13 protein-coding genes are annotated in these 16,043 nt (G+C 41.1%); 4 read left to right on the top strand and 9 right to left on the bottom strand.

The window, feature by feature from the left end; all coding sequences use genetic code 11:
- Positions 1–149 precede the first annotated feature (149 nt).
- Positions 150–1,439, top strand: coding sequence for a peptide-methionine (S)-S-oxide reductase MsrA (gene msrA, locus H5089_RS01245; protein ID WP_182711289.1), 1,290 nt, complete (start codon positions 150–152; stop codon positions 1,437–1,439).
- A 132-nt stretch (positions 1,440–1,571) separates the two neighbouring features.
- The gene (locus H5089_RS01240) at positions 1,572–2,348 is read left to right on the top strand and encodes an amino acid ABC transporter substrate-binding protein (RefSeq protein WP_182695013.1); all 777 of its coding nucleotides are present in this window, start codon (positions 1,572–1,574) and stop codon (positions 2,346–2,348) included.
- A gap of 739 nt (positions 2,349–3,087) precedes the next feature.
- Here the strand turns inward: H5089_RS01240 and H5089_RS01235 are convergent.
- From H5089_RS01235 to H5089_RS01195, 9 genes are all read right to left on the bottom strand, one after another.
- Complete coding sequence (locus tag H5089_RS01235; RefSeq protein ID WP_076923991.1) at positions 3,088–3,969, bottom strand: LysR family transcriptional regulator; 882 nt, start codon at positions 3,967–3,969, stop codon at positions 3,088–3,090.
- A gap of 333 nt (positions 3,970–4,302) precedes the next feature.
- Positions 4,303–4,959, bottom strand: coding sequence for a CoA transferase subunit B (locus H5089_RS01230; protein ID WP_182711288.1), 657 nt, complete (start codon positions 4,957–4,959; stop codon positions 4,303–4,305).
- Between the two features lie 14 nt (positions 4,960–4,973).
- Complete coding sequence (locus tag H5089_RS01225; protein WP_008135270.1) at positions 4,974–5,672, bottom strand: CoA transferase subunit A; 699 nt, start codon at positions 5,670–5,672, stop codon at positions 4,974–4,976.
- A 261-nt stretch (positions 5,673–5,933) separates the two neighbouring features.
- Positions 5,934–6,830: a hydroxymethylglutaryl-CoA lyase gene (locus H5089_RS01220; protein ID WP_182711287.1), complete on the bottom strand. Its 897-nt coding sequence runs from the start codon at positions 6,828–6,830 to the stop codon at positions 5,934–5,936.
- On the bottom strand, positions 6,830–8,818 hold the full coding sequence (locus H5089_RS01215; RefSeq protein WP_182711286.1) for an acetyl/propionyl/methylcrotonyl-CoA carboxylase subunit alpha: 1,989 nt from the start codon (positions 8,816–8,818) through the stop codon (positions 6,830–6,832). The genes H5089_RS01220 and H5089_RS01215 overlap by 1 nt, the downstream gene beginning before the upstream one ends.
- Before the next feature lie 8 nt (positions 8,819–8,826).
- Complete coding sequence (locus H5089_RS01210; RefSeq protein ID WP_182711285.1) at positions 8,827–9,597, bottom strand: enoyl-CoA hydratase/isomerase family protein; 771 nt, start codon at positions 9,595–9,597, stop codon at positions 8,827–8,829.
- A gap of 12 nt (positions 9,598–9,609) precedes the next feature.
- The gene (locus tag H5089_RS01205) at positions 9,610–11,217 is read right to left on the bottom strand and encodes a carboxyl transferase domain-containing protein (RefSeq protein ID WP_182711284.1); all 1,608 of its coding nucleotides are present in this window, start codon (positions 11,215–11,217) and stop codon (positions 9,610–9,612) included.
- A gap of 10 nt (positions 11,218–11,227) precedes the next feature.
- Positions 11,228–12,403, bottom strand: coding sequence for an isovaleryl-CoA dehydrogenase (locus tag H5089_RS01200; RefSeq protein WP_182711283.1), 1,176 nt, complete (start codon positions 12,401–12,403; stop codon positions 11,228–11,230).
- Positions 12,404–12,459: 56 nt separating this feature from the next.
- A complete protein-coding gene (locus tag H5089_RS01195) occupies positions 12,460–12,894 on the bottom strand; it encodes a MerR family DNA-binding transcriptional regulator (RefSeq protein WP_008135264.1) in 435 nt (144 codons plus the stop codon).
- Between the two features lie 330 nt (positions 12,895–13,224).
- Between H5089_RS01195 and H5089_RS01190 the strand changes: the two genes are divergently transcribed.
- The gene (locus H5089_RS01190; protein WP_024595699.1) at positions 13,225–14,406 is read left to right on the top strand and encodes an acetyl-CoA C-acyltransferase; all 1,182 of its coding nucleotides are present in this window, start codon (positions 13,225–13,227) and stop codon (positions 14,404–14,406) included.
- A 125-nt stretch (positions 14,407–14,531) separates the two neighbouring features.
- Positions 14,532–16,022: a CoA-acylating methylmalonate-semialdehyde dehydrogenase gene (locus H5089_RS01185; protein ID WP_182711282.1), complete on the top strand. Its 1,491-nt coding sequence runs from the start codon at positions 14,532–14,534 to the stop codon at positions 16,020–16,022.
- The last annotated feature ends 21 nt before the right edge of the window (positions 16,023–16,043 follow it).

Here is a 16,043-nt window from a genome sequence, read left to right as displayed (position 1 = left end):
CTTTATGAGTAGTTTTATATTCAATTAATCGTATTTAACTTATTGAAGACCAAAACTTAATACGCTTCGTACTAAATAAGTAATTAGGTTGAAATGAAAATTAGGATAAGGAGGTCTTAGTTAGCACGCACTTGTTTAAGAGGTACTTTATGAAACACCAGCATTTATTATATTTATCAGGCGCTGCTATTATATTTAGCGCAGGCAGCTTTGCTTTATCTATGGAAAAGGTTGAGCACAGTAATGTAGAAGCCACCATGCATGTAGAAACCATTGTACTTGGATCGGGTTGTTTTTGGGGAGCGGAAAAACGCTACGAAGCGCTTAATGGCGTTATTGATGCTGAATCGGGGTACGCTGACGGCAATGGCTTTAAAGCTACCTACAGAAATATTACTGATCAGTCTCGTCGTTTTGACGAGAACAATTATGCTGAAGTTGTACAAGTTATGTATAACAGCAATATAATTTCAGCTGAAGATCTCTTAAAAAACTATTTTGAAAGTCACAACCCTACGCAAAAAAATCGCCAAGGTAACGACATTGGTACGCAATATCGCTCAATTGTATTAACGACTACTGATGCGCAAGCTAAAGTAGCTGAGCAAGTTAAATCGCAATATCAGCAGCTTTTAACTGATGCAAGCTATGGCAAAATTGAAACAGTTATTAAACCGCTTCAAGGTTTTGTATCGGCAGAAGAGTATCATCAAAATTATTTAGAAAAAAACCCTAATGGCTATTGCCCAGATCACTCTACCGGTGTTGTTTTTAATAAAACACCTGTAGAAAAAGTAGATAACACTGCTTTACTAGCAGGAAAGCAAATAGTGGTACTTGATTCACGTGAATACTGCCCATATTGTGAAAAGTTTAAAAAAGCAGTCGCAAATGATTACAAAGGAACAATACCAATGTCGTTTCGCCATGCTGACCAACTTGATGATTTAACTATTAAGTCAGCCACGTGGGCAACACCAACCATTTTGTTTTTAGAAAATGGCGTTGAGGTATATGGCCGTCAAGGTTACGCAACGCCTGAAGAGTTTTATAAAGCATTAGGCGCTTTTAAATTAGGTAACAGTGATGCTTATAAAGTTGCATTTGATGCACGAACAGATAGACCTTACTGTAAAGAGTACAAAGAGTTTAAAAACACACCTGACGGTACTTTTGTTGATAAATTAAGTGGCGAGCCACTATTTGATACAAGCGATAGGTTTAACTCAGGTACTGGTTGGTTGTCCTTTACTCATCCTGTAAAAAACAACGTAACACAGCACGACGATAGCAGCTGGGGCATGACACGCATTGAGCTTCGCTCTAAAAGTACAGGCATACACTTAGGGCATTTATTTCCAGGTGAAGGTCCAAGAGGTCGCGATCGTTACTGTATTAATGCAACAGTCCTTGATTTTGTACCGAGAGATAAAAGCTAAACCCTTTCTTTGCTAAGCCTGATTTTAATCAGGCTTTTTTTGCATAAAACAAAATAGGCTTATCATAATCTTTGCAAATTTGTTAAAATTAAAGCGTGCAGCTAATTGTCAACAATATTACTTAGGTTATTAATGAATCAATTTATAAAAATAGCAACGCAGTTAATATATTTGCCATTCGCTTTACTGCTTTTAATAAACAACGCTAAATCAGCGACTCATTACGTAGTAGGCGTAGAGAATATAGAATACCTTCCATACTACGATGGTAGTGGGGCTGATAACCGCGACTATTATGGTTTTAGTCAAAAGTTACTTACCTTGTTTGCCCAGCAGCATGACTTTAAGTTTGAGTTTTACACACTACCTATTAATCGACTTTACAAAGAATTTGTGGAACATCGCCATGTCGACTTTAAGTATCCAGATAACCCTAGCTGGAAACCAAGCTACAAAGCTTCATTTATTGATGTAAATAAAATTATTTATTCGCAGCCAACCGTTGTGACTAAAACGGGCATTGCGAGTTTAAATAAAAATATCACTATTGATGAATGCATTAGTTTTGCAACGGTAAGAGGGTTTACGCCTCAAAGCTTTAAACCGTTAATGAATAATGAAAACGTTGAGTTAATAGAAACAGCTAACGTAATTGAATTAATAGAGTTGCTTTTAAAAGAGCGAGTGGAGTGTATTTACATATCTAACGATGTATTAAATTATAACCTCCAAAAATACTTTAAATTAACCCGACCTGTTTATTTTCAAAACGAATTGCCGACAGATTTACAAGCCTTTTTATTATCGTCGATTGACTACCCTGACATAATCAAGAAATTTAATACCTTCTTGATTTCACATAAAGTGCAAATAAGTAAATTAAAAAAAGAATATCAAATTAAAAATTAACTAAAAAAGCCCCGTAAGTTATAACTTACGGGGCTTTTAAAAGTATTAAACTTATATTGCATATCATGTGGTTTGTGCCAAAAATAAAAACAGTTCAAGCCAAGTCACCACCTAACTTGAACCGCTTCTTCACACTGACAACATCTTCACACACAATATAAAGATTCTGTTTACTACGCGTTGGTAGCTTTGTATTACATATCATGTGGTTTGTGCCAAAAATAAAAACAGTTCAAGCCAGGTCACCACCTAACTTGAACCGCTTTTTCACACTGACAACATCTTCACACACAATATAAAGATTCTGTTTTCGGATTCGAAGTTTTGTATTGCATATCATGTGGTTTGTGCCAAAGATAAAAACAGTTCAAGCCAGGTCACCACCTAACTTGAACCGCTTTTTCACACTGACAACATCTTACACACACAATATAAGATTCTTTTCACTGCTACGTTTGAGTTACTAGAACTCTAAAGGTTGCATTTATTGCTCTTAAGAAACAATTTAACTAAGTTGTTTTGAGCTGATAAAGCAACTTTAATATTTAACTTTATTTTCGACAAACGATAAAAACGAAACCAATGAGTGAAAAAAATTAAACTATAGACTTTAGTCTAATGCGTGGTTTTAAGTTTATGTATTTAAATAAAAATATTATTCAAAAATTTAAATTAGATTTAAGCGAACCATTAATACAACCCGTAATTAGGTGTATTAATAAACCCGCCTAACAAAGGATTATTCTTGGATTTTTCTAAATGTGCTTACAACCCACTTTGCAAATAAATCAAGCGGGTGATTAGGGGTACTTGATTCGTGCTGCACTAAATAGTATTTATCTTTAGTTGTTAAAGGCTGTTCAAATAATTTATACAACCATTGCTCATCTAACCAACTTTGGCTAATTGGCAATGGAATAAGGGCAATCCCCATACCTTGCTGCGCTGCACGGGCTACACCAAACATGCTATCTATTTGAATAATCTGCGAGGGAGAAAAGTCATCAATACCCGCTTTTTCAGCCCATTGGTGCCATGCCCAAGGACGAGCTTTGTGGAGGATCAGCGGGACTTGGTTAAGCGCTTGACGATGATCGTCCCTCCATTGATCGAGCAATTTTTTATTACATGCAGGAATATATTCAAGGTTAAACAACTCAGTCGCTAACCCTTCAGTAGGTTTACCAGAGGACAATACAATAGATAAATCGCTATGACGCGTTAATTCTTTGCGTGTTTTAAGCGTGTCCATTTGCAGGTTTATATTAGGGTGCTCTGACGTCCACTCACTTAATTTAGGCATGAGTAGTTCGCTAGCAAAAAATTCAGGCAAGGTAATCGTCAAATTTGTATTTTGCTGCATCTGACTAAATTCATTAATGGTGCTCTCTAACATTGTGATGATAGGAGAAACAGCATCAAAAAAGTTTTTACCCGCTGTGGTTAAGCTAATTGAACGCGTTTTACGTTGAAAAAGCTCAATACCAAGTTGTTCTTCAAGTTGTTTTATTTGATGGCTTACCGCAGACGGCGTTAAGTACAGCTCATTAGCTGCATGCTTAAAACTTAGGCTTCTTGCGGCAAAGCAAAAAGAGCGAAGGCCACGAATAGGAGTTTGCATGTTTTCCAGAATTATTTAATTTATTGAGACGCCTTACTTAGGCAAAATTTGAACCAACTATTTAATGTTTAAATATCAATAGGTTAAAAATAAAATTAACGCTAGTTCACAAAAAGGGTGCAGGCTATCCACAAAATAGTGCAAAGAATCTAAGCGCTTACATTTAGTTTATATTTGTATTATAGATAAAATTTACTACAGATGTATGAATGACGGTAAAAATAATGACAAAAGATAAAAAAAATCCCTCTTGCGAGGGATTTTGGGTAACTCAGCGCCATTGGCACTGGGAATGAGGTCGGTACAGGGTAAAGCGTTATTTTAAGCTAAAGCCTAAAAAACCATTTCTGGAACTTCACCGTCAATAAGTAATTTACCTGCTGTTTTACTAATGATTTCATCAACAGATACGCCCGGAGCACGTTCTAATAGATGAAATGCGCCGTCTTTAACTTCTAATACGGCTAAATCTGTCACTATTTTTTTAACGCAATTAACGCCAGTAAGCGGTAAAGAGCAGGCTTCTAATAGTTTAGAGTCACCATGCTTACTTGCATGGGTCATAGTAACAATAATGTTTTTCGCGCCAGCGACTAAATCCATCGCGCCACCCATGCCTTTAATCAGCTTTTTAGGGATCATCCACGATGCGATGTTGCCATTCTGGTCAACTTCAAATGCACCCAGAACGGTTAAGTCTACATGACCACCCCGTATCATGGCAAAACTATCTGCACTATTAAATATGGCTGCACCAGTGGCTGCTGTCACGGTTTCTTTACCCGCGTTAATCATATCGGCGTCTAGCTCTGCTTTAGTCGGGTACGGGCCCATGCCTAAAAGGCCATTTTCGGACTGTAACATAACTTCAATATCATCTGGTACATAGTTTGCGACGAGTGTCGGAATTCCTATGCCCAAATTTACGTAGTAACCATCTTGAAGTTCTTGTGCAACGCGCATTGCAACTTGTTCACGTGATAATGCCATAATTTTGCTCCTGCTTAATCTCGTGTTGTTACACGTTCAATGCGTTTTTCAAAGCTGCCTTTAATAACGCGATTTACAAAAATACCCGGGGTATGAATTTGGCTTGGTTCAAGCTCGCCCGGCTCTACAATTTCTTCTACTTCGGCAACGGTAATTTTACCAGCTGTTGCCGCCATTGGATTAAAGTTCATGGCGGTGTGTCTAAACACTAAATTACCAAAGCGGTCGGCTTTCCACGCTTTAACAATAGCAAATTCACCCGTTATAGATTCTTCTAAAATATACGGGCGACCATTAAACTCTTTTACATCTTTACCCTCAGCCACAGGAGTACCGTAACCGGTAGCGGTGTAAAACGCAGGTATACCCGCGCCACCAGCACGCATTTTTTCAGCTAATGTACCTTGAGGCGTAAGCTCTACATCAATTTCGCCACTTAATAACTGCTGCTCGAATAGGGCGTTTTCGCCAACGTATGAGGCAACTACTTTTTTAATTTGTTTGTCTTGTAATAAAATACCTAAACCAAAGTCATCAACACCACAGTTATTAGATACTACGGTTAAGTTTTTTGTTTGCATGTGCTTAATTTGTTTAATTAAGCCCTCAGGAATACCACATAAACCAAAACCACCGGCGATAATGGTATCGCCGTCTTTTAATCCTTCCATTGCAGCTTCGTAACTAGAAACTACCTTATCAAAACCGGCCATGAGTCTCTCCTCATTGTGTGCTATTTGTTGTTAACTATCTTTAATCATCATTTCATAAGATAGCTATTTAACCTGAACTCTGGTTAATAGATTTACTAACATATGAATCAGGGTGATATTTAAATTTATTTTCTCTAGCCAGAGATTTTCAGTGAAAACAAGGCGAATTTACGCGTCAATAGCTGGCCTATTGCAAGTAAATTCAACGCAGTTAGTGCTGAAAATAGCTGCTCGAGATAGATTTATTATCCAGAGCTCAGGTTATTTTGTGTGCAGTGCCACAGATACTTTGCTCACAGGTTGCTTACCAAGTGCTTTGGTTATCTCCCAGCCAGCGTCACTTAACCTTTGTAAATCAATTGAGTGTTCAATGCCAAGCCCTTGCAGTAAGTAAACTACATCTTCGGTGGCAACATTTCCTGACGCCCCCTTAGCATAAGGACAGCCACCAAGGCCCGCAACTGCCGCGTCAACCGTTGCAATACCTAGGCTTAAAGCTGCGTAAATATTTGTGAGCGCTTGGCCGTATGTATCATGAAAATGCACGGCCAACTTGGCTTTATCAATGTGCGTTAAAAGTAACTCGATTAATTGCGTTACTTTTTTTGCGGTGCCAACACCTATGGTATCGCCAAGGCTTACTTCGTAACAGCCTAAATCTAATAGCTTTTGCGATACACTTAGTACTGCTTGCGGGTCAATATCACCCTCATAGGGGCAACCGAGTACACAGCTTACATAACCACGTACGCGAATATTATTAGCTTTAGCAAACGCCATTACTTCGCTAAAACGTTCAATACTTTGCTCAATTGAGCAGTTGATATTTTTTTGACAAAACGACTCACTTGCAGCGGTAAATATAGCAAACTCTTTAATGCCAACAGCGTGCGCTGCTTGTGCACCTTTTAAGTTAGGGGTAAGGGCGCTTAAATTTACATTGGGTAAATCAAGGGCTGATATTACATCCGCTGAGTCTGCCATTTGTGGCACCCACTTAGGGGAGACAAACGCGCCCGCTTCAATATCTTTTAAACCTGCAGCACTTAGGGCGTTAATAAGCGCTACTTTATCGGCTGTGCTTACTGTTTTTTCGTTTTGTAGGCCGTCTCGCGCGCCAACTTCAACAATACGTACTTTACTTGGAAAGGCACTCATTATGCACCTTCCTCAGTTGTATCTTCGACAATAGCAAGTAAGGCTCCATGCGTTACTAATTCGCCTTCACCAAAACAGTAGCTTTTTAAAATGCCGTCATGCGGTGCGTTTAGCGTGTATTCCATTTTCATGGCTTCGATAATAACAACCGCATCGCCTTTGGTAATTGTGCTACCAATGTCGATTAAGTGCTTAACTACTGTGCCATTAAGCGGCGCCGCAAGTGGCAGTGCTTCACTTTCGTGCGAACTAATATAATGTTTATCAACTAGCTCAAGCTTAGTTTGCAGTGCTTTATTCATCACTGTCACACTATTGCCTACCGTAGTTACGTGCGCGCTATGTTTTTCACCGTTGATAAATACACTGCACAGATTATTATTTAATGTGCCTTGTAGTTTAAATACATGCTCGTTATGCGTAATACTATAACCCGCTGCTGTTTTTATAGCGCTTAGCTGTAAATCGGCAAAAGGGACTTTAATTACTTGTGGTGCATTGAGTGTAAAACCACTCAGCTGTTGCCACGGGCTTGCACTGCTTTGCGTATTTTGGGTATTAGTTAACGATTCTAAATACGCAAAAGCAGCAATAAGCTGACTTGCTTGTAATAACGATTCGTTAACCGCAACTAACGAATCACCTTGCTCTGCAATAAAGTGTGTACTTGGCGCACCTTGTTTAAACGTAGGGTGGCTTGCTAAATTATGTAAAAAGCCAATGTTAGTGCTAAAACCTGCTAAATGAAATTGCTCAAGAGCGTGATGTAAACGGCTCAGTGCTTGTTCGCGATTGTCGTCGTGCACAATAAGTTTTGCAATCATCGGGTCGTAAAACGGGCTGATTTCGTCGCCTTGTGCAATGCCTGTATCAATGCGTACAAATTCACTGTTAAGCGGTGTGTGTAGTGCTTCAATAGTGCCCGAACATGGGATAAAGTCGTTGGCTGGATCTTCTGCGTATATACGCGCTTCAAAGCTATGACCCTGCAATTGAATATTACTTTGTGTCATTGGCAATGTTTGCCCACCCGCAATATTAATTTGCCAATTGACTAAATCTACACCCGTTACCATTTCGGTCACTGGGTGTTCTACTTGAAGGCGCGTATTCATTTCCATAAAGAAAAATTCATCGCCACACAGTAAAAACTCAACCGTACCTGCGCCTCTATAATTTATAGCCAGTGCACAACGTACAGCCGCTTCGCCCATTTCTTTGCGTAGTTTGTCAGATAAACCCGGAGCAGGGGCTTCTTCAATTACTTTTTGATGACGACGTTGCAAAGAACAATCACGATCGCCTAAATAAACACAGTTGCCATGGTTATCTGCAAATACTTGCACTTCTACATGGCGAGGTTGGTTTACATAGCGCTCTAATAACACTAAGTCGTTACCAAAACCGGCAATCGCTTCACGTTGCGCACCTTGTAGTGCGCTCATAAAGTCTTGTGCTTTTTCAACCACACGCATGCCTTTACCACCGCCACCAAAGGCCGCTTTAATGAGTACAGGGTAGCCAATTTTTTCAGCTTCACTTTGTAAAAAAGCAGGGTCTTGCTTATCACCGTAATAACCAGGCACTAACGGTACATTAGCAGCTGCCATTATTTCTTTAGCGCGGGTTTTAGACCCCATTGCTTCAATGCTACTTGCTGGTGGCCCTATAAAAGCAATGTTATTAGCTTCGCAGGCTTTAGCAAATTCGCTGTTCTCAGATAAAAAACCATAGCCTGGGTGAATACAGTCAGCGCCGCAGTCTTTGGCAACTTGTAAAATTTTGTCTGCTACTAAATACGAATCTTTACTTGGCGCGGCACCAATATGGTAAGCCTCGTCAGCCATTTTTACGTGCTGGGCATGTTTGTCTGCATCAGAGTAAACCGCGACCGTGGTTAAGCCCATTTGTTTTGCGCTGCGCATTACACGGCACGCAATTTCTCCACGATTGGCAATTAGTATTTTTTGTAATCGTTGTGTCTTCATAATCAATCCTACAGTTGCCAAGCGGGTGGGCGTTTATCAAAAAAAGCACTTAGCCCTTCTTGACCTTCTTCAGATACGCGAATTTTTGCAATACGCTCTGCGGTAAGCTCAATGAGTTCATCGGTTATTGGTTTATTTGCTACATCGTTAATTAATGCTTTTGCGGCTTTTACTGCAACAGGTCCGTTATCAATCAGTGTTTGCAGCATATTACCGAGCGCGCAGTCTAAATTACCGGTTACTTGATGAATTAAGCCAAGTTGCTTAGCAGTATGGGCATCAAACACTTCAGCCGTTAAAAAGTACCTGCGAGCAGCGCGCTCACCAATGGCTTTAATGACGTATGGACTAATAACCGCCGGAATAAGACCCAGCTTTACTTCACTTAAACAAAATTGCGCATCGTCTTTACTAAGGGCTATGTCGCAACAGGCAATTAAGCCCAGTGCACCACCAAAAGCAGCACCTTGCACAGCACAAATTGTAGGGTGGGGCGAGCTTGCCAATACCTGCATCAACTTAGCTAATTGCATTGAATCAGCTAGGTTATCGGTGTAGTTGTTATCAGCCATTGATTTCATCCAGGCTAAATCGGCACCGGCTGAAAAGTGTTTACCTTCTGTTTTTAAAACCAAAGCACGAATATCAAGCGTATTTGCATGTTCAATACACTGAATAAGTTCGTGTATTACTTCACTGTTAAATGCGTTTCTTTTTTCTGGGCGACTTAACACAAGTACAGCCACATTAGATTTTGTTATTTGTAGTGTTACTGACATTTTGCGCTCCGGTTACATTCTAAATACGCCAAATTTCGAATCACGTTTTGGTGCGTTATTAGCAGCCGTTAGCGCAAGCCCTAATACATTACGCGTATCGGCAGGGTCTATAATGCCGTCATCCCACAAGCGTGCACTTGCGTAATACGGATGACCTTGCTCTTCGTATTGATCAATAATTGGCTTTTTAAAATCACTGATTTCTTGCTCGCTCATGCTTTGGCCTTTGCGTGCTAAACCATCTTGTTTAACTTGCGCCATTACACCGGCTGCTTGCTCGCCGCCCATTACCGAAATACGGGCATTAGGCCACATCCACATCATGGTTGGTTCAAATGCACGGCCACACATACCGTAGTTACCTGCGCCGTATGAGCCGCCAATAAGTACTGTGAATTTAGGCACATCAGCACACGAAACCGCCATCACCATTTTAGCGCCGTGCTTAGCAATACCTTCGGCTTCGTATTTTTTACCCACCATAAAGCCGGTAATATTTTGTAAAAATACTAAAGGAATATTGCGCTGAGCACACAGTTGAATAAAGTGCGCGCCTTTTTGCGCCGACTCACTAAATAAAATACCGTTATTAGCCACTATGCCAACAGGATTGCCGTAAATACTGGCAAAACCGGTGACCAGCGTTTCACCAAAGTAACGTTTAAATTCATCAAATGATGAGTCGTCCACTGTGCGCGCTATTACTTCGCGTACATCAAATGGCTTTTTAAGGTCGGTGCCCACAATGCCGTAAAGCTCGTTTATATCGTAACGGGGTGGTTTTACATCATCTAGAAGAGGGGCCGTAGGGCGTGTATAATTAATACGCTCAATACATTGGCGCGCAATAGACAGCGCATGGGCGTCGTTTTCAGCGTAGTGATCGGCAACACCCGAAATTTTACAGTGCACATCGGCGCCGCCTAACTCTTCGGCTGTTACTTCTTCGCCGGTTGCTGCTTTTACAAGGGGCGGACCTGCTAAAAATATAGTGCCTTGATCTTTTACAATAATACTTTCATCTGCCATTGCAGGTACGTACGCACCACCTGCGGTACATAAGCCCATTACTACAGCAATTTGTGGAATGCCTTTACCCGACATACGGGCTTGATTGTAAAAAATACGACCAAAATGCAGCTTATCTGGAAATACATCATCTTGCTCTGGCAGATTTGCACCGCCCGAATCCACCAAATAAATACATGGTAAGTGGCAACGCTCGGCGATATCTTGTGCGCGTAAATGCTTTTTAACGGTAAGCGGAAAATATGTACCGCCTTTAACCGTGGCATCGTTTGCAATAATCATGCATTCAACGCCTTTAACACGGCCAATACCGGCTACAACGCCTGCACAAGGTATTGCTTGTTCGTACACACCAAAGGCAGCAAATTGCGAAATTTCTAAAAACGGTGAGCCTTCGTCAATTAATGTATTTATGCGGTCGCGTACAAATAATTTACCACGGCCTTCGTGGCGCTCTTTTAATGCAGCGCCTCCGCCTTGGCTAATTGTTGCTACTTTACTGCGTAAATCATCCACCAGCGCTGACATATTTTTATGGTTTTGCACAAACGTTGGGTCGTGAGGATTAACGCTCGATTTTAAAATAGTCATGGTTTAATCCTTAACGGCTTTCTGTGAAAAGTTCGCGGCCAATAAGCATGCGACGAATTTCGGATGTACCTGCACCAATTTCGTATAATTTAGCGTCACGAAGAAGACGACCCGTTGCGTATTCGTTTATGTAGCCATTGCCACCTAAAATTTGAATTGCATCTAGCGCCATTTTAGTTGCTAGCTCTGCGGCGTATAAAATGGCACCGGCGGCATCTTTACGGGTTGTTTCACCACGGTCACAAGAGCGAGCTACCGTATACACATATGAGCGCGCAGCATTCATTTGTGTATACATGTCGGCTACTTTGCCCTGAATTAACTGAAATTGACCAATAGGGGTGTCAAACTGTTTACGCTCGTGAATATACGGTACTACTATATCCATACACGCTTGCATTATGCCAAGCGGGCCAGCTGCAAGTACTACGCGCTCGTAATCAAGGCCACTCATAAGTACTTTAACGCCTTCGTTTAAGTTACCTAAAATGTTTTCCTCTGGCACTTCGCAGTTTTCAAATACCAGCTCACAGGTGTTTGAGCCGCGCATGCCTAGTTTGTCGAGCTTTTGCGCCGTTGAAAAACCAGGAAAGTCACTTTCAACAATAAACGCGGTAATGCCTTTAGCGCCGGCATCTAAATCTGTTTTAGCGTAAATAACTAACGTGTGTGCGTCTGGGCCGTTGGTGATCCACATTTTGTTGCCGTTTAAAATGTACTTATCGCCTTTTTTTTCGGCTTTGAGTTTCATCGATACAACGTCAGAGCCCGCATTAGGCTCGCTCATTGCAAGGGCACCAATGTGCTCGCCGCTAATAAGCTTAGGTAAGTATTTTTCTTTTTGAGCTTGTGACCCGTTACGGTTAATTTGATTAACACACAGGTTTGAATGTGCTCCATAGCTTAAGCCAATAGATGCACTAGCACGGCTTATTTCTTCCATAGCAATAACATGTTCTAAGTAACCTAAGCCTGCACCGCCAAAGTCTTCAGATACGGTCATGCCTAGTACGCCCATTTCGCCCATTTGAGTCCAAAGTTGATTTGGAAAAGCGTTATCTAAGTCCGTTTTTTCAGCAAGCGGGGCAATCTCCTGTCTCGCAAAACTGTTTACGTGGTCGCGGATCATATCGGCGGTTTCGCCAAGGCCAAAGTTCATTTCTTTATATAGTGAAATAGTGCTCATGATTCATTCCTGTGTGACGTGTGTGTTGTCAGTGTGTTGTTATTTTAAAAATAAACTTACTCGTCTATTTTATTAAGCGTGTCTCTGCAGCGGCGCTCGGCCGTCACCAACTCCATAAGAACAACTTTAATGTCGTCCATTTGTTGAGATAGGTCTGCTTTTTTTTCTGAAATAAGGTCAAGCATAGTAACCAACTGCTTAGCGCTTGATTTATCTGCGTCGTACAGTTCAAACAAACGACCGGTTTCGGCCAATGTAAAGCCAAGGCGCTTACCACGTAATATTAGTTTTAAACGCACTTTATCGCGTTTTGAATAAATACGGGTTTGACCATTACGTTCTGGCGTTATTAACCCTTGGTCTTCGTAAAAGCGAATAGAGCGGGTTGTAATGTCAAATTCTTTAGCGAGTTCGCTAATGCTAAATGTTTGTTCATTACTGGCCGGCATTTTGGCTGAGCTTGCAAAGTTTGTTTGATTATCTGGTTTCATAATTGTATTTACCTCATTCGAATAACTCCAATATAAGTGAAGTTTACGTAAAGGTAAAGCTTGGTGTGGTTTGAAACTATTTATAAAGGGATGTTTAAGCGAGGTATTGATTTATATTATTAATATTCAATGGGTTATTTTTATTTTATCAGTGTAGTCTAACCGATGGAAAATAATCCTTACACTTATAAAACTAAAAATTAAGCTGTTTTTAGTTGACGTTGGCGTAAACGTTAGTATTGTGTAAGGGTATTAAATAATAAATGAATACTAAATTAATAGAGCAAATATACTAACAACTATTTGCATATAAATACAATGGAGTTAGTTATGACTTTAGAATCAGTGGTAATTGTAGCAGCAAAACGCACCCCAATGGGTGGTTTTATGGGAGCGTTAAGTGATGCGCAGTCTACCGAGCTTGGCGCTACCGCCATTGCAAGTGTACTCACACAAACTGGTTTAGCTAATGATGCAATAGACGAAGTAATTATGGGCTGTGTATTACCAGCAGGCCTTGGGCAAGCACCTGCACGCCAAGCAATGTTAAAAGCAGGCCTTGCACTTAGCACTGGCGCTACAACAATTAACAAAGTATGTGGCTCTGGTTTAAAAGCAGCCATGCTTGCAAACGATTTAATTAAAGCGGGCTCAATTCAATCTGCTATTGCTGGTGGCATGGAGAGCATGACAAATGCACCGTACTTTATACCAAAAGCGCGTGGCGGTATGCGCATGGGACATGGCGAAATAAAAGATCACATGATGAGCGATGGCCTTGAAGATGCTTACGACAACAAAGCAATGGGTTGTTTTGCACAAGACACCGCCGACGAATACGGCATTGGCCGCGAGCAAATGGATGCGTTTGCATTAGGCTCATTAAGTAAAGCAAAAGCAGCAATACAAAATGGTAGCTTTGATAACGAAGTTGCACCCCATACAATGCAAACACGCAAAGGCGATGTAACAGTATCGATTGATGAGCAACCAGGTAACGCCCGCCCAGAAAAAATCCCTACCTTACGTGCAGCTTTTAAAAAAGACGGCACTATTACAGCGGCTAATTCATCGTCAATTTCAGACGGTGGCGCAGCGCTTATATTAATGAGCGAATCAAAAGCAAAAGAGCAGGGCTTAACACCGCTTTGTAAAATTGTGGCGCACAGCACGCATTCTCAAAAACCAAGTGAATTTACAGTAGCGCCAGTAGGGGCTATGAACAGCGTGCTTGAAAAAGCAGGTTGGGCTGTAAACGATGTTGATCTTTGGGAAATTAACGAAGCATTTGCCATGGTAACCATGCTGGCTATTAACGAGTTAAAACTTGATGAAAGCAAAGTAAACGTTAATGGCGGTGCATGTGCATTGGGTCATCCAATTGGTGCAAGCGGCGCGCGTATTTTAGTAACGCTTATTCATGCCCTTAAAAACCGAGGCCTTAAAAAAGGCATTGCGTCTTTATGTATTGGTGGCGGTGAAGCGGTTGCTATGGCCGTAGAAGCGTATTAACTAGGTATTTAATAGTTATAAGAAAGCTGTACGAATAACTATAAAAGCGCTGCACTAATAATACTAACAAAGCGGCGCTACCAATTTTAAAAGAGAACACACAACTCACACACTAGGATTTAATCATGCACCAAGTTCCACTACTTATTAATGGCAAATTTATTCAATCAGCGTCAAAAGAGCTTATCGATGTTATAAACCCAGCAACTCAAGAAGTACTTGCACAAGTGCCATGTACCACAGAATCAGAAATGGACGCGGCAATTGCCTCAGCTTCTGAGACGTTTAAAACATGGAAAGACGTACCTATTACTGAACGTGCTCGCATTATGATGAAGTACGCGGCGCTATTAAAGGAACATCATGATGAGCTTGCTACCATTATTTGCCATGAATTGGGTAAAACATTTGAAGATGCAAAAGGCGATGTTTGGCGCGGTATTGAAGTAGTAGAACAAGCAGCAAACGCACCATCATTAATGATGGGTGAAACAATGGAAAACGTAGCGCGTAAAATCGATACGTATTCTTACATGCAGCCACTTGGCGTATGCGCGGGCGTAACCCCGTTTAACTTCCCAGCAATGATCCCTCTTTGGATGTTCCCGCTCGCTATTGTGTGTGGTAACACCTTTATTTTAAAACCGTCAGAGCAAGATCCACTTACACCAATGCGCTTAGCTGAGCTATTTATTGAAGCCGGCGCACCAAAAGGCGTATTACAGGTTGTTCATGGTACAAAACCACAAGTAGACCGCTTACTAGAAGATAAAGCAGTGCGTGCTATTTCGTTTGTAGGCTCGTGTGGTGTAGGTGCTTATATTTATTCTAAAGGCACACAAAATCTTAAACGCGTGCAAGCGTGTGTTGGCGCTAAAAACCACATGGTTATTATGCCTGATGCAAGTAAATCGCACGTTGTAAACAACCTAGTAGGCGCATCTGTCGGTGCTGCTGGCCAGCGTTGTATGGGTATTTCGGTTGCTGTGTTTGTAGGTCAAGCAAGTCAGTGGGTAGATGAAATAAAAGCAGGCTTTGAAAATGTACGCCCAGGCGTGTGGGATGATGCAAACGCGGCATACGGTCCACAAACATCAAAAGCAGCAAAGGCACGTATTTTATCACTCATTGCTGGTGGTAAAGAGCAAGGCGCTACCTGTTTAATTGATGGCTCTGACTTTACGGTTGAAGGGTATGAGCAAGGTAACTGGGTTGGTCCGACGTTATTTACCGATGTAACCAAAGAGATGGATTTATACAAAGAAGAAATATTTGGTCCAGTACTAGCGTGTATGTTTGTAGACACGCTTGAAGAGGCAATCGCCCTTATTAACGACAGCCCTTACGGTAACGGTACCTCGTTATTCACGTCAAGCGGCGCAGTGGCTCGTAAATTCCAACACGAAATTGAAGTAGGCCAAGTAGGTATTAATGTGCCAATTCCGGTGCCACTTCCGTTCTTTTCATTCACTGGTTGGAAAGGCTCGTTTTACGGCGATACTCACACGTACGGTAAGCAAGGTATTCGCTTTTACACAGAAACTAAAACAATTACATCACGTTGGTTTGAAGACGACATTGCGTCGGGCCCAAACATGAGTATTAACTTAAAATAATCGTAATTAAAAAATGAGTAA

Origin of the sequence: Pseudoalteromonas sp. SR45-1 (assembly GCF_014163655.1) — a bacterium.
In the GTDB taxonomy this organism is placed as follows: domain Bacteria; phylum Pseudomonadota; class Gammaproteobacteria; order Enterobacterales; family Alteromonadaceae; genus Pseudoalteromonas; species Pseudoalteromonas distincta.
This window is presented reverse-complemented; position numbering and strand designations above follow the sequence as displayed.

Bases quoted from the DNA above. Each gene is read 5' to 3' on its own strand.
- H5089_RS01200 (WP_182711283.1), bottom strand. From the start codon at position 12,403: ATGAGCACTATTTCACTATATAAAGAAATGAACTTTGGCCTTGGCGAA.
- msrA (WP_182711289.1), top strand. From the start codon at position 150: ATGAAACACCAGCATTTATTATATTTATCAGGCGCTGCTATTATATTT.
- H5089_RS01195 (WP_008135264.1), bottom strand. From the start codon at position 12,894: ATGAAACCAGATAATCAAACAAACTTTGCAAGCTCAGCCAAAATGCCG.
- H5089_RS01220 (WP_182711287.1), bottom strand. From the start codon at position 6,830: ATGAGTGCCTTTCCAAGTAAAGTACGTATTGTTGAAGTTGGCGCGCGA.
- H5089_RS01205 (WP_182711284.1), bottom strand. From the start codon at position 11,217: ATGACTATTTTAAAATCGAGCGTTAATCCTCACGACCCAACGTTTGTG.
- H5089_RS01210 (WP_182711285.1), bottom strand. From the start codon at position 9,597: ATGTCAGTAACACTACAAATAACAAAATCTAATGTGGCTGTACTTGTG.
- H5089_RS01215 (WP_182711286.1), bottom strand. From the start codon at position 8,818: ATGAAGACACAACGATTACAAAAAATACTAATTGCCAATCGTGGAGAA.
- H5089_RS01225 (WP_008135270.1), bottom strand. From the start codon at position 5,672: ATGGCCGGTTTTGATAAGGTAGTTTCTAGTTACGAAGCTGCAATGGAA.
- H5089_RS01190 (WP_024595699.1), top strand. From the start codon at position 13,225: ATGACTTTAGAATCAGTGGTAATTGTAGCAGCAAAACGCACCCCAATG.
- H5089_RS01230 (WP_182711288.1), bottom strand. From the start codon at position 4,959: ATGGCATTATCACGTGAACAAGTTGCAATGCGCGTTGCACAAGAACTT.
- H5089_RS01240 (WP_182695013.1), top strand. From the start codon at position 1,572: ATGAATCAATTTATAAAAATAGCAACGCAGTTAATATATTTGCCATTC.
- H5089_RS01185 (WP_182711282.1), top strand. From the start codon at position 14,532: ATGCACCAAGTTCCACTACTTATTAATGGCAAATTTATTCAATCAGCG.
- H5089_RS01235 (WP_076923991.1), bottom strand. From the start codon at position 3,969: ATGCAAACTCCTATTCGTGGCCTTCGCTCTTTTTGCTTTGCCGCAAGA.